The following is a 12,726-nucleotide window of genomic DNA, read 5'->3' on the forward strand; positions in this document are numbered from 1 at the left end:
ACGCTTGCCTTGAATTCATCGCATGACACTTCATCCCGGGCCGCGCCGGACAACGCATCCGCTTCGGGCACGCCCGCGCCGCGCGCGGCAGCGCCGGTGCCGGGCGTGTCGCTGAGTCGGCGCCGCGCGAGCGAGCTCGACGACATCTTCGCCGACAACGGTCTGCTCGCACGTCAGATCGACGGTTATCGGCCGCGTGCGTCGCAGATCGAGATGGCGCGCGCGGTTGCCGCGGCGATGGAGGCGTCGGGCCGTGCAATGCCCGAGCCCGTGATGTTCGAGGCGCAGAAGCGCCCGGCGCGACGCCTGCAGCAGACTGGCGCTGACGCCGCCACTGAGGCGACCGACAGCAACGCCGAAGCCGAAGGCGTCGAAGCAGGTGAGAACACGCTGATCGTCGAAGCGGGGACCGGCACCGGCAAGACCTATGCGTACCTCGTGCCGGCCATGCTGTGGGGCGGCAAGGTGATCGTCTCGACCGGCACCAAGCATCTGCAGGACCAGCTGTTCCAGCGCGACATTCCGACCGTGCGCGACGCGCTCGCGGTGCCGGTGTCGGTCGCGATGCTGAAGGGCCGCGCGAACTATCTGTGCCATTACTACCTGCAACGCACCGCGGACAACGGCCGTTTGCCGTCGCGCCAGGAGACCTCGTATCTGCAGGACATCGTGCGCTTCGCGAAGATCACGCGCACCGGCGACAAGGCTGAACTCGCGAGTGTGCCGGAGACCGCGCAGGTGTGGTCGATGGTCACCTCGACGCGCGACAACTGTCTCGGCCAGGAGTGTCCACACTACAAGGACTGCTTCGTGATGCAGGCGCGCCGCGAAGCGCAGCAGGCCGATATCGTGGTAGTCAACCACCATCTGTTTTTCGCCGACATCATGCTGCGCGATACCGGCATGGCGGAGTTGCTGCCGACTGCGAACACCGTCATCTTCGACGAAGCGCATCAGCTGCCCGAAACCGCCACGCTGTTTTTCGGCGAGACGCTATCGACCGCGCAGTTTCTCGAGCTCGCGCGCGATTCGGTGGCCGAGGGTCTCGGTCACGCACGCGATGCGGTCGATTGGGTCAAGCTCGGCGCGACGCTCGAGCGCGCCGCGCGCGACGTGCGGCTTGCGTTCAAGGAAGATACGGTGCGTCTGTCGATCGGCCAGTTGCCCGACGATCATCCGCTATTCCCCGCGCTCGACACGCTCGAAGCCGAGCTCGACGCTTTAGCTTCGGCGTTGGCGGGGCAGGCCGAGCGAGCCGAATCGCTGGGCGCGTGTCTGCGTCGCGCGCGCGAGCTCCAGGACGTGCTGAGCGGCTGGACCACGCCGCCAACGAGCGCGGAACGCGACGCGGGTGCGACACGCGAAGGCGACGCAGGTGCCGAGCGCACCGATCCGAACGAAAAGGTCCGCTGGATCGAGGTGTTCTCGCACACGGTGCAGTTGCACGAAACGCCGTTGTCGGTCGCGCCGATTTTCGCGAAGCAGCGCGCCGGCGTGCCGCGCGCGTGGATCTTCACATCGGCGACGCTGTCGGTGCGGGGCGACTTTACGCACTACGCGGCGCAGATGGGCTTGAACTCGAAGCGCTCGATGACCTTGCCGAGCCCGTTCGACTATCCGTCGCAAGGGCTTCTATACGTGCCGCGCAATCTGCCGCAGCCGTCATCGCCGATGTTCACCGACGCTGTGTTCGATGCGGCATTGCCCGCGATCGAAGCATCGGGTGGCGGCGTCTTCATGCTGTGCACGACGCTACGCGCGGTGGACCGTATCTCGGCGAAGCTGCGCGACGCGATCGAGTCGCGCGGCTGGGACTATCCGCTGCTGGTGCAGGGCGATGCGAGCCGCACCGAACTGCTCGATCGCTTTCGCACGTACGGCAATGCGATTCTGGTCGGCAGTCAGAGCTTCTGGGAAGGTGTGGACGTGCGCGGCGACGCGCTGTCGCTGGTGGTGATCGACAAGCTGCCGTTTGCGCCGCCAGACGATCCCGTGCTGGCCGCGCGGCTCGACGCACTGACGAAGAAGGGCTTGAGCCCGTTCGCCGTGCATCAGTTGCCGCAAGCCGTGATCACATTGAAGCAGGGCGCGGGCCGGCTGATTCGCGCGGAGACCGATCGTGGCGTGCTGATGATCTGCGATACGCGGCTCGTCGATAAGCCTTATGGCCGCCGTATCTGGCAGAGTCTGCCGCCGTTCAAACGCACCCGCGAGATAGAGGTGGTCCGCGAGTTCTTCGAGGAACCGGTCGAACGCGGTTGAATGTCTTGATCGGTTGCTGCGTTCAGGTGACGCAGCAACCCAACGACGTGTGCTGCATGCGCGGTGCATCGCAAACAAAAAAGCCACGAATTTGCATTCGTGGCTTTTTAATGCTGCTTGCCAGGGGCTGCTGGTTTGAGCAGCCTCCCTCATCGACGTTGGCTGCGACGAGAGCCGTCGCAACGTCGAGCGAGCGCAGCTTACTGGCTTGCGCCTGCAGCCGGCGATGCTGCTTCAGCCGGCGATGCTGCTTCAGCCGGGGATGCTGCTTCTGCGGGCGATGCTGCTTCTGCCGGGGATGCAGCGACTGCCGGCGATGCTGCTTCAGCCGGGGACGCGGCAGCAGGTGCGGACGCAGCATCTGACGGAGCAGCGGCTTGTTCGCTCTTATTGCATGCAGCGAGTGCCACAGCTGCCAACAGGGATGCTACGAGGAGGGATTTCTTCATGATCACGTCCTTTTATGGTTTAAAGGTAAGCAACAGCGCAAAATAAAACCGGTAATGTGCTCCAACACCGACCTGGGCCGCTGGTGGAGATGCTCTTTCGAGAGCTGGAATCTTCCCTACGGCTTGGGCGGAAATTATATGCACTTTCGTACTGACAGTCGATAAATCCGGGGTCAATACGTTGTCTTTCTCATACAAAATTTCACTGTACGGTATAGCACGTGGGCAGAGTTACGCAAGCTCGCCCACCTGTATCCAGCCCGCACGATACCACTCGTGTAGCAGTGATGTCACAGATGAATCGTGCGATAGTGTTACAAAGCGTTTCGCACTCATGGACCTCCGATTCGCGAGATCAAACAGCCATTTTTTCGCGCCGTCCCACGTCATTTCTTCTCCATTTACGAAGAAAAAACGACGTTCATACAACAGGTTAGTCTTGCGATCGAGCCGTAGACCGGATTTCGATGCGACGCCGATGAAACGGGCTTCGTTGAGCGGCCGTTGGGGCGGATCGAAGACGACACTCGGCTTCGGTTCGCTGAGGTATGTGCCGAGGAACGACGCAATGTCCTGCTCGTTCCATCGCACTTTAGCAAGCATCGCGCCCACCCGGTCGACGAGCGCCGCGGGCAGTTCGGCCGGTCGCTCGACGGCGGCCTGCCGCGGATCGCGGTAAAGGGCGCCGGCCTTGCCTGTCGCGTCTCCGCGCTCGGCCAGGTGGTACAGAAACTGCGCGGTCAGTTCGCTCTCGGACGGTGCGCGAAAACCGATCGAACAGGTCATGCATTCGCCCTCGGCGATGCCGTCGTGCGCGATGTGCGGCGGCAGATACAACATGTCGCCGGGCTCGAGCACCCACTCCTGATCGTGCTCGAAGTGCTGTAAAACTTTCAACGGCAAGCCGGGCTGCAGCGTCAGGTCTTTTTGCGCGCTGATCCGCCAGCGGCGCTTGCCTTTTACTTGCAAAAGAAACACATCGTAGGAATCGAAGTGCGGGCCGACGCCGCCGCCATCGGTCGCATACGAAATCATCAGGTCGTCGAGACGCGCGTCCGGCACGAAGCGGAAACGGTCGAGCAACGCACGGGCGCGATCGTCATGCAGGTCCACGCCCTGCACGAGCAGGGTCCACGCGCGCTGTTTGACGGACGGCAGTTCGTCGGGCCCAAACGGGCCGTGCTCGAGTTGCCATTTGTTGCGGAAGTGCGTGATCAGGCGTGCTTCGACGTCGTCCTGATCGGCCAGCTCGAACAACTCGTCGCGCGACAGCGGCGCTTCGATGTCCGGAATCGCCTGGCGGATCAGCAGCGGCTTTTTCTGCCAGTAGCGGCGCATGAATTGCGACGGGCTAAGCTGGCCGAGCAGTGCGGTCGGAATGTCGGGCGAGGGCGGAAGAATGGGCTGCGTGGCCGGCTTTGCAGCAGACGGCGAATTGCTTGCCGAACGTGCATCGGCCGGGAGGTGAGTGGGCCGCCTGGGCATCGTATAATGTGAGTTGTATTCTGGAGAATCGAATGAAAATCGCAAAGAACACCGTCGTGTCGGTCGCGTACAAGCTGTCGGATGCGCAAGGCAATCTGATCGAGGAAAGCGAAGAGCCGATGGTCTATCTTCACGGCGGCTATGATGGCACGTTCCCCAAGATCGAGGAAGAGCTCGACGGCCACGAGGCTGGCTTCGAAACCCAGATCCAGCTCGAGCCGCAAGACGCGTTCGGCGAATACGATCCCGAGCTTGTGAAGATCGAGCCGCGCGATCGCTTCCCGGAACCGCTCGAAGTCGGCATGCAGTTCGAAGGCACCCCGGAAGATGGCGACGAGGAAATCGACGCGCTGGTCTACGTGGTGACCGACGTCGCCGAAGACAAGGTCGTGCTCGACGGCAACCATCCGCTCGCCGGCATGGCGCTGCGTTTCGCGTTGACCGTCAAAGACGTGCGTCCGGCAACTGAAGACGAAATCCAGCACGAGCACGCGCATGGCGCGGACGGCCTCGAAGTCCTCGACGACGACGAAGACGAGGACGAAGACGACAACTCAAAACCGACCCTGCACTGAGCTTGCGGGTGTGCGCGGTGTCGTCGCGGGGGCAGGCGGCACCGGTGCGGGCAATGCTGGCGAAGCTGGCAGTATCGACCCCGGCGGCATTGAGATCGCGGGTCCATAGTCGCCGCCGCCCTGGTCGGACGGGATGCGCGGCTGCTGGTCCTGCGACTCTCCAGGCGTCTGCAATACGGGCGGCAATTCCGACCCCGGCCCGAACCCTTCCACATTCGGCATCTCCGGCGCAGCCGGCATCGACGCGCCGGATTCGTCACGCGGCGATACGGGTGGCGAGACAGGCGGCGTGGTGGGCAGCGGCATCTGCTTCGGCACGTCGCGCACGCTGACTCTGAACGGCGGCTTCCTGCCGAAATCCGCTTCTACTTGAATCCATTGGTTAAGACGATCACGCGGCGCGAGCGCAATGCGCGTGAAGTTCGTCACGACCATCCCCTTGTCGTTGCGTAGCGGCTGATCGATGACGAAACCTCCGGCCTGCCGTTCATCGTCTGCATGAACGACGACCACGGGTCCGGAGAAAATCTGCGCGAGCTTGACCAGACTGCGCTTGAATTCGAGAAAGCCGTCGCGGCGCGGACTGTGCGCAAAGTGCAGCCAGGCGAACCGTTCGGGTCGCTCATAGCGCTCCGGGGCGAAGTCACCCTGAATGAACACGACGATCGCGCGCGCGTCCCGGCGCTTCGCGAATTCGGCGGCGTGCTCGAGCCAGAATGCATTGGCGATCACGCGATCTTCGAACTCACCGTTTCTGCCGGCCGCGCTCAGGTAGTGATTGTTTGGACCCGGCGCGTTCAAACCGATGAAGACGATGTCGCCGCCTTTTGTATTCGCTTTTTCGTTGACCACCCAGCGCACGTTTTCGCGAAATGGACGGAAGCGCGACACCTCGCTCTCGCGCGTCAAGGCGATCGGGTTCTGTCCCATCGAGGTCGGCTCGGCGAACAGCGTCTGGCGCAACTGGTCGAGCCGTTCGACCGGATCGAAGCCGCCGGCTTCCGCCGTGCCGCAATCGACCCAGTCATGCTGGCCGGGGATAAAAAAGAGGGCAGTGCGCGAGCTATCGAGCAACGTCTGACGGCGCTCGAGCAACGCGTCGCGACAAACTTCCTTCGGCCCTTTCAGATTGCCGTCGTAGACGATGAAGCGCACATCGCGCTCGCGGCCAATCGCATCGAGCAACCGTTGCGTGGCGGCTTCGTCCGCGGGGCTGTGCATCGTGTCGGAGACCACTGCGAACCCGAAGCGCGAGGCTTCTGCGTGCGCCGGCGCGCTCCATGCGCACACGGCCGCGAGCACGACGATGCCGCCTGCCGGTGCGAGCACGTGGCGCAGCGCTGCGCGAAGCCCGCACGGATGCGGCGGGCGTCTCCGCGTGTCAGTGGTTCGCATCCGGAGCGACGGCCAGTTCATGCAGTTCGTACAGCAGATCGAGCGCTTCGCGCGGCCGCAGATCGTTCGGATCGATGCCGCGCAGGCGCTCGACGAGTGTCTGCATTGCGGGCGACGCAGGCGTTGCGTCGCTCGCCGCCTCGAGGTCGTCGTCCGCATCTTCGGCGAGCATGGCAGGCTGCGTCGCAAACAGATCGAGTTGCGGCGCGGGCTGCGCGGCCGATTGCTGTTCCAGATGCGCGAGATGTTTGCGCGCCGCGCGGATCACCGCGTTGGGGACGCCGGCGAGTTGCGCGACCTGCAGACCGTAGCTCTGATTGGCCGGTCCTTCGTTGACAGCATGTAGGAACACGATGCCATGCCCATGCTCGACCGCCGACAGATGCACGTTTGCTGCGTGCGGAAATTCCGCGGGCAGTTGCGTCAGCTCGAAATAGTGCGTCGCAAACAGCGTGTAGCAGCCATTGTGGGATAGCAGGTGACGCGCGATCGCCCACGCGAGCGCGAGACCGTCAAAGGTCGATGTGCCGCGGCCGATCTCGTCCATCAGCACGAGGCTTTGCGGCGTCGCGTCGTTGAGGATCGCGGCGGCTTCGGTCATCTCGACCATGAAGGTCGAGCGGCCGCCGGCGAGGTCGTCGGCGGCGCCGATGCGCGTGAAGATACGGTCGATCGGTCCGAAGGCCGCGCGCCGCGCCGGCACGTAGCTGCCAACGTATGCGAGCAGCGCGATCAACGCGGTCTGGCGCATGAAAGTCGACTTACCGCCCATGTTCGGACCGGTGATCAACAGCAGCTTGCGCTCGGTCGCGAGTGAGCAATCGTTGGCGATGAACTGCTCGACCTGCGCCTCCACCACCGGATGACGACCCTGCTCGATGTCGATGCCGGCGTTCGCCGAGAACGTCGGCGCAACCCAGTCGAGCGCGCGAGCGCGTTCGCCGAACGCGGCCAGCAGATCGAGTTCGGCAAGCGCGAGTGCGACGCGCTGACAGTCGGGAATGAACGGCAGCAACGCTTGCAGCAATGCGTCGTACAGTGCGCGTTCGCGCGCGAGCGCGCGTTCCTGAGCGGACAGCGCTTTGTCCTCGAAGGTCTTCAGCTCGGGCGTGATGTAGCGCTCGGCGTTCTTCAGCGTCTGCCGGCGGCGATAGTCGTCGGGCACCTTGTCGGTCTGGCCGCGCGTGACTTCGATATAGAAGCCGTGCACCTTGTTGTACTCGACGCGCAGATTGTTGATGCCGGTGCGCGCGCGTTCGCGTGTTTCGAGATCGATCAGGAACTGTCCGCAGTTCTCCGAAATATCGCGCAGTTCGTCGAGTTCCGCGTCATAGCCGCGTGCGATGACGCCGCCGTCGCGTACCATCGCGGCCGGCTCCTGCGCGACCGCGAGCTTGAGCAAATCGACGCACGCATGCGGCGGCTCGAGCGCCGCGTCGATGCGCGCAAGCGAATCCGCGTTCGCTGCCACTACCGCGAGCTGCGCGCGCAAAGCAGGCAGCGCGATGAAGGTATCGCGCAGGCTCGACAGATCGCGCGGCCGCGCCGACAGCAGCGCGAGACGCCCGGTGATCCGTTCGATGTCTGAAATCTGCCGCAATGCGCTGCGCAATGTATCGAGATCGGTGCCCGGCGGCGCGTCGAGCAACGCGCCGATCGCCTGCTGCCGCGCCTGTGCCACCGCCGAATCGCGCGGCGGATGATGCAGCCAGTGACGCAGCAGGCGGCTGCCCATCGTCGTGCAGCAGGTATCGAGCAGCGAGCACAGCGTTGGCGATTCGGTGCCGCGCAGTGTCTCCGTAAGTTCGAGGTTGCGGCGCGTGGCGGGGTCGAGACCGATGTATTCGGATTCGGATTCGACCTTCAGGCTGCGCACGTGACGTAGTTGCTGGCCTTGCGTAGACGCCGCATACAGCAGCAACGCGCCGGCCGCGCCGCACGCGCAGCCGAGCGAATGCGCGCCGAAGCCGTCGAGGCTCGCGACTTCGAGCTGATCGCACAGGCGCTTCGTGCCCGACGTGATATCGAAGTGCCAGGCCGGCACGCGCTTGAGCGCGCTGGCGTTGACAGGCGGTGTCCAGCTGGTGGAGTCGGCGGCGGCATCGGCGACCAGAATTTCCGCGGGACGAATACGCTCCAGCGCGGCGGCGACCTGATCGGGCGCGACTTCGGCGAGGCGCAGCGCGCCGCTCGCGAGATTGAGCCACGCAAGACCGACGCTCGTCGCGACGCCGCGGCGATTGTGCGCGACGCACAGCGCGAGCAGATAGACATCGCTCTTGTCGGACAGCAGCGCGGCGTCGGTCAGCGTGCCAGGGGTGACCACCCGCATCACCTTGCGCTCGACCGGGCCTTTCGAGGTGGCCGGGTCGCCGATCTGTTCGCAGATCGCGACCGATTCGCCGAGCTTCACGAGCTTGGCCAGATACTGCTCGACCGAGTGATGCGGTACGCCGGCCATCTTGATCGGATTGCCCGCCGATGCGCCGCGCTGCGTGAGCGTCAGGTCGAGCAGGCGTGCGGCTTTTTCCGCGTCGTCGAAAAAGAGTTCGTAGAAGTCGCCCATCCGGTAGAACACCAGCGTGCCCGGATGCTCCGCCTTGATGCGCAGGTACTGCTGCATCATCGGCGTGTGTTGTGCGACGTCGTTGGCCGCTGCGGTTTGAATGCCCATCCTTCGTGTCTTCTTGCGGTAGATGCTCAGGGCGTGAGTTTAACCCGCCGGCGCGGCGAGCGGACCCTGGCCGAACGGACGATACCCAACCCGGGAGCATGATGGCAGCATGAGCGATCCGATCTGAGCGTGCGATTTACGCGATCGCGGCGGGCTGCGCCGTCGAGCCGCGCCGCGCGCGGTCATTGCCGGAGCACCCCGATGCATTCATTCCTCGATCATCGCCCGCATGTCCACTCTGCGTTCGTTCTCGGCGCTGCGGCGTTTCGCGAGCCACATCAGCACTGTGATGAAGCTGCCGAACACGACGATGATCCACTGCGCGGGCATCTTTGCCGTGAGCAGCAGCGCGTACACGCCGAGCATCAGCAGCACCGCGAGGTTCTGGTTGAAATTCTGCACGGCGATCGAGTGACCGGCCGACAGCAGCGTCGCGCCGCGATGCTGCAGGACCGCGTTCATCGGCACGATGAAAAAGCCCGACAGTCCGCCGAGCACGATCATCAGCGGGTAGGCCAGCAGAATGTAGTAGGGCGCGACGTGCGTGCCGAAGCGCAGCCCCGCGCCCGGCGGGAACAGGTCCTTGTTGTAGAAGGCCATCAAGATCGCCGCCGCACCTGTGAGCACGCCGACCGGCAAAACCTTCAGCGAGTGTCGCAACGGAATCAGCGCGGCCGCACTCGCCGCGCCGATCGCGATGCCGACGCCGGTCACGCCCTGCATCACCGCGGCTTTCGACAACGACAGCCCGAGGTTCACGTTCGCCCATTTGAGCACCAGCAGCTGCATCGTCACCGCGGCGCCCCACATCAGCGTGGTCACCCACAGCGCGATCTGCGCGAGCTTGTCGGCCCACAGCACGCGGAAGCAGTGATGGAAATCGCCGAGCAGCTTGCTCGGCTCGGTCAGCCGGTTCGGATAGCGCGCGCCGGTATCCGGAATGAAGATGTTGATCGCGGCGGCGATCGCGTAGGTGAGCATCACCGCGGCCATCGCGAGATCGGCGGCGGAGTGCATCAGCGGCAAATGCACGCGCGTGACGAAATGCTCGACGACGGTGCTGATCAGCGCACCACCGAGCATCGTGCCGACGATCGTCGACAGCACCGTCGCCGATTCGAGCCACGCGTTCGCGCGCACCAGCTTTTCGGCGGGCAGCAGCTCGGTGAGGATGCCGTACTTGGCGGGCGAATACGCGGCCGCGCCGAAGCCGACCACGCCGTAGGCGATCATCGGATGAACGCCGATGATCATCATCAGGCAGCCGCTCGCCTTCAGCGCGTTGGAGATGAACATCACGTGGCGCTTTTGCATCGAATCGGCGAACGCGCCGACAAAGGGCGCGAGCAGCACGTACGAGATCGTGAAGAAGACCTGCAGCAGCGGCGTAACCCACGCGGCCGAGCGCATTACGGAAAGCAGCGCGATGGCTGCGATCAACAGCGCATTGTCGGCGAGCGACGAAATGAACTGTGCCGCGATGATCGTATGGAAGCCTTTTTTCATGGGGCCGGTTAGAGTCTGCGCCCGGGGTGAACGTCGGACAGGGTCAAAGCGGGATGGAGCACAGAACGGTCCCGGCCGAGTCCCGTCCCGAGTCACCGCGGCTTTTCGGCACGCCGCCCCGTACGCCGCAGCGCCGCCAACAAAAAAGCGGCCGAAGCCGCTTTTCTGCACAACTCTTATACGTGGCCGCGGTTCCGCCGCGGCGGTGCACCTTACGCCGACTGCTGACGTGTGCGGCTATAGCGCGACAGGATCGGAATCATCTGCGCGTAGACCTTCGGGTTGCCCGCGACGACTTCGCCGACGTGCAGGAAATCCGAATCACCAGTGTAGTTGCCGACCAGACCGCCGGCTTCGGTGATCAGCAGGCTGCCCGCCGCGACGTCCCATGCGTTCAGGCCCTGCTCGAAGAAGCCGTCCATGCGGCCGGCCGCGACGTTGGCCAGATCGAGCGCGGCGGCGCCCGGACGGCGCAAGCCCGCGCAGGCTTCGGTCATCTCGGCGAACTGACGGCCGTACGATTCGATGCTGTCCTGCGCGCGGAACGGAAAGCCGGTGCCGATCAGGCAGTCGGCGAGGCGGTCACGCTTGGCGACGCGGATGCGGCGATCGTTGAGGAACGCGCCACGGCCGCGCGATGCGGTAAACAGATCGTTGCGGTTCGGGTCGTAGACGACGGCCTGCGTGACGATGCCCTTGTGCGCGAGCGCGATCGACACGCAGTAGTAGGGGAAGCCGTGGATAAAGTTGGTGGTGCCGTCGAGCGGATCGATGATCCACTGGTATTCGGAATTGTCGTTCGACTTGCCCGATTCTTCGGCGAGGATGGCGTGATCGGGATAAGCGGTCTTCAGCGTTTCGATGATCGCTGCTTCGGACGCTTTGTCGACCTCCGTGACGAAATCGTTGTGCTGCTTTTTGCTGACCTGAATCAGGTCGAGATCGAGCGATGCGCGGTTGATGATCTGAGCTGCGCGGCGCGCGGCCTTCACAGCGATATTGAGCATGGGATGCATAAACTGATCCTTGTGCCGGGGCAGCACGGCTGCCGGCCGGTAAATAAGCGCGAAACCTGCGCTAACGGGCGCCGCAACGACGCAAAAAACAGTACGGAACGGCAGCCCGGCTATCCAACCGGAGCGCATTCCGTCGACGGAGACGAATTGAATAAGAACGGTGCGGCCGGTTCGACGAAGGCTTTAGCAAACGTCGGCGCCGGACGCGAAAAGCGGTATTTTACCTGAGTCCGGCCGCCCTCGCGCAGGTGCTCGCTAACGTAGAGCCGATGTGCCGCACGGACGCCCGTTGGCGCTACCATACGCGTCTTGAGTTCTAGCCAGCCGAGTTTCATCGTGGATCACACCCACCATTCCTCCGATCCCGCCGTGGCCGATTTGCGCGGCGGCTTCACGTCGACGCGTTTCGTGCTGGTCGAGCCCAGCCATCCGGGCAATGTCGGCGCCGCGGCGCGCGCGCTGAAAACCATGGGCTTTTCGCGGCTCGTGCTCGTATCGCCGCGCGTGCCGAACGTGCAGAACGATCCCGAAGCGATCGCGATGGCGAGCGGCGCCGACGACGTGCTCGCCTCCGTGCACGTGGTGCCGTCGCTGGCCGATGCGCTGACCGGCGTGCACTGGTCGATCGCGCTGACCGCGCGGCTGCGCGAATACGGTCCGCCGCAATGGACACCGCGTGCGGCTGCCGCCGCCGCGCACGCCGAGGCGATGCACGGCGAGATCGCGCTGGTGTTCGGCAATGAGCGCACGGGCTTGTCGAACGAGGACGTCGAGCGATGCAGCGCGCTCGCGCATATTCCGGCCAATCCGGCCTACAGCTCGCTCAATCTCGCGCAGGCGGTGCAGGTGCTCGCCTACGAGCTGCGCACCGCGTATCTCGGCGCCGATGAAGCGACCGACGATGCGCCCGCCGCAGGGGCACGCATGGCGCCGGCCGAATCCGCCGGTACGCGCGCGCAGATGGCAGCCAGCGACGAGATCGAGAGCATGTTCGCGCATCTGGAAAGCGCACTGGTCGCGCTCGAGTTTCTCGATCCGGCCAATCCGAAGAAGCTGATGTCACGGCTGCGGCGGCTCTTCGCGCGCTCGGGCCTCGAGCGCGAAGAGGTCAACATCGTGCGCGGCATCGCCAAGCACATCCTGCTCAAGACCGGGCGGACCGGCTGACGGCCCGTTGACGATCCCGTCGCCGCGCACCAGTTGCGCCGCGTTCATCTGACGACAACCTTGCCGGTAACGGGGACTTCCGGCAGGTTTCGCGCAATCGCCCTACAATCCACGAAACGTTAGAAACAAAGCTGCCGCCATGCTAAGCGGCAGCCATGCCGTCACGTGTGGCGCGAAATGCAGAGGCCTGCGCAAGC

Annotated in this window: 10 protein-coding genes; 4 read left to right on the forward strand and 6 right to left on the reverse strand. The window is 64.4% G+C overall.

The window, feature by feature from the left end:
- The first annotated feature begins 9 nt into the window (after positions 1-9).
- A complete protein-coding gene (locus tag QFZ94_RS19250) occupies positions 10-2,262 on the forward strand; it encodes an ATP-dependent DNA helicase (protein WP_429458822.1) in 2,253 nt (750 codons plus the stop codon).
- Positions 2,263-2,462: 200 nt separating this feature from the next.
- On the opposite strand, the gene QFZ94_RS19255 is transcribed toward QFZ94_RS19250, so the two are convergent.
- Positions 2,463-2,711 (reverse strand): hypothetical protein, encoded by a 249-nt coding sequence (locus QFZ94_RS19255; protein ID WP_368586081.1) that lies wholly within the window; start codon positions 2,709-2,711, stop codon positions 2,463-2,465.
- 231 nt (positions 2,712-2,942) lie between these two features.
- A complete protein-coding gene (locus QFZ94_RS19260; RefSeq protein ID WP_368586082.1) occupies positions 2,943-4,196 on the reverse strand; it encodes a JmjC domain-containing protein in 1,254 nt (417 codons plus the stop codon).
- Between the two features lie 32 nt (positions 4,197-4,228).
- Here QFZ94_RS19260 and QFZ94_RS19265 point away from each other — a divergent pair, with 32 nt between their 5' ends.
- A complete protein-coding gene (locus QFZ94_RS19265) occupies positions 4,229-4,771 on the forward strand; it encodes an FKBP-type peptidyl-prolyl cis-trans isomerase (RefSeq protein ID WP_013089763.1) in 543 nt (180 codons plus the stop codon).
- Here QFZ94_RS19265 and QFZ94_RS19270 read toward each other — a convergent pair.
- The 4 genes from QFZ94_RS19270 to QFZ94_RS19285 all read right to left on the reverse strand — a co-directional run bounded on the left by QFZ94_RS19270 (position 4,751) and on the right by QFZ94_RS19285 (position 11,362).
- On the reverse strand, positions 4,751-6,166 hold the full coding sequence (locus tag QFZ94_RS19270) for a hypothetical protein (protein ID WP_429458826.1): 1,416 nt from the start codon (positions 6,164-6,166) through the stop codon (positions 4,751-4,753). The two genes, QFZ94_RS19265 and QFZ94_RS19270, sit on opposite strands and share 21 nt — an antisense overlap.
- Positions 6,153-8,840 carry a DNA mismatch repair protein MutS gene (gene mutS / locus QFZ94_RS19275; RefSeq protein WP_429458828.1) on the reverse strand — a complete coding sequence of 896 codons (2,688 nt, stop codon included), beginning with the start codon at positions 8,838-8,840 and terminating at the stop codon, positions 6,153-6,155. Before mutS ends, QFZ94_RS19270 begins: the two co-directional genes overlap by 14 nt.
- Before the next feature lie 207 nt (positions 8,841-9,047).
- Positions 9,048-10,346 (reverse strand): lysophospholipid transporter LplT, encoded by a 1,299-nt coding sequence (gene lplT, locus QFZ94_RS19280; RefSeq protein WP_429458830.1) that lies wholly within the window; start codon positions 10,344-10,346, stop codon positions 9,048-9,050.
- A 212-nt stretch (positions 10,347-10,558) separates the two neighbouring features.
- Positions 10,559-11,362 carry an inositol monophosphatase family protein gene (locus tag QFZ94_RS19285; protein ID WP_429458832.1) on the reverse strand — a complete coding sequence of 268 codons (804 nt, stop codon included), beginning with the start codon at positions 11,360-11,362 and terminating at the stop codon, positions 10,559-10,561.
- Between QFZ94_RS19285 and QFZ94_RS19290 the strand changes: the two genes are divergently transcribed.
- Positions 11,357-11,590 (forward strand): hypothetical protein, encoded by a 234-nt coding sequence (locus QFZ94_RS19290; RefSeq protein ID WP_429458834.1) that lies wholly within the window; start codon positions 11,357-11,359, stop codon positions 11,588-11,590. The two genes, QFZ94_RS19285 and QFZ94_RS19290, sit on opposite strands and share 6 nt — an antisense overlap.
- A gap of 108 nt (positions 11,591-11,698) precedes the next feature.
- Complete coding sequence (locus QFZ94_RS19295) at positions 11,699-12,529, forward strand: RNA methyltransferase (RefSeq protein ID WP_368586088.1); 831 nt, start codon at positions 11,699-11,701, stop codon at positions 12,527-12,529.
- Positions 12,530-12,726 lie beyond the last annotated feature (197 nt).

Source organism: Paraburkholderia sp. JPY465 (genome assembly GCF_050436725.1).
Classification (GTDB): domain Bacteria; phylum Pseudomonadota; class Gammaproteobacteria; order Burkholderiales; family Burkholderiaceae; genus Paraburkholderia; species Paraburkholderia youngii.

Bases quoted from the DNA above. Each gene is read 5' to 3' on its own strand.
- QFZ94_RS19255 (WP_368586081.1), bottom strand. From the start codon at position 2,711: ATGAAGAAATCCCTCCTCGTAGCATCCCTGTTGGCAGCTGTGGCACTC.
- QFZ94_RS19260 (WP_368586082.1), bottom strand. From the start codon at position 4,196: ATGCCCAGGCGGCCCACTCACCTCCCGGCCGATGCACGTTCGGCAAGC.
- QFZ94_RS19265 (WP_013089763.1), top strand. From the start codon at position 4,229: ATGAAAATCGCAAAGAACACCGTCGTGTCGGTCGCGTACAAGCTGTCG.
- QFZ94_RS19270 (WP_429458826.1), bottom strand. From the start codon at position 6,166: ATGCGAACCACTGACACGCGGAGACGCCCGCCGCATCCGTGCGGGCTT.
- mutS (WP_429458828.1), bottom strand. From the start codon at position 8,840: ATGGGCATTCAAACCGCAGCGGCCAACGACGTCGCACAACACACGCCG.
- lplT (WP_429458830.1), bottom strand. From the start codon at position 10,346: ATGAAAAAAGGCTTCCATACGATCATCGCGGCACAGTTCATTTCGTCG.
- QFZ94_RS19290 (WP_429458834.1), top strand. From the start codon at position 11,357: ATGCATAAACTGATCCTTGTGCCGGGGCAGCACGGCTGCCGGCCGGTA.
- QFZ94_RS19285 (WP_429458832.1), bottom strand. From the start codon at position 11,362: ATGCATCCCATGCTCAATATCGCTGTGAAGGCCGCGCGCCGCGCAGCT.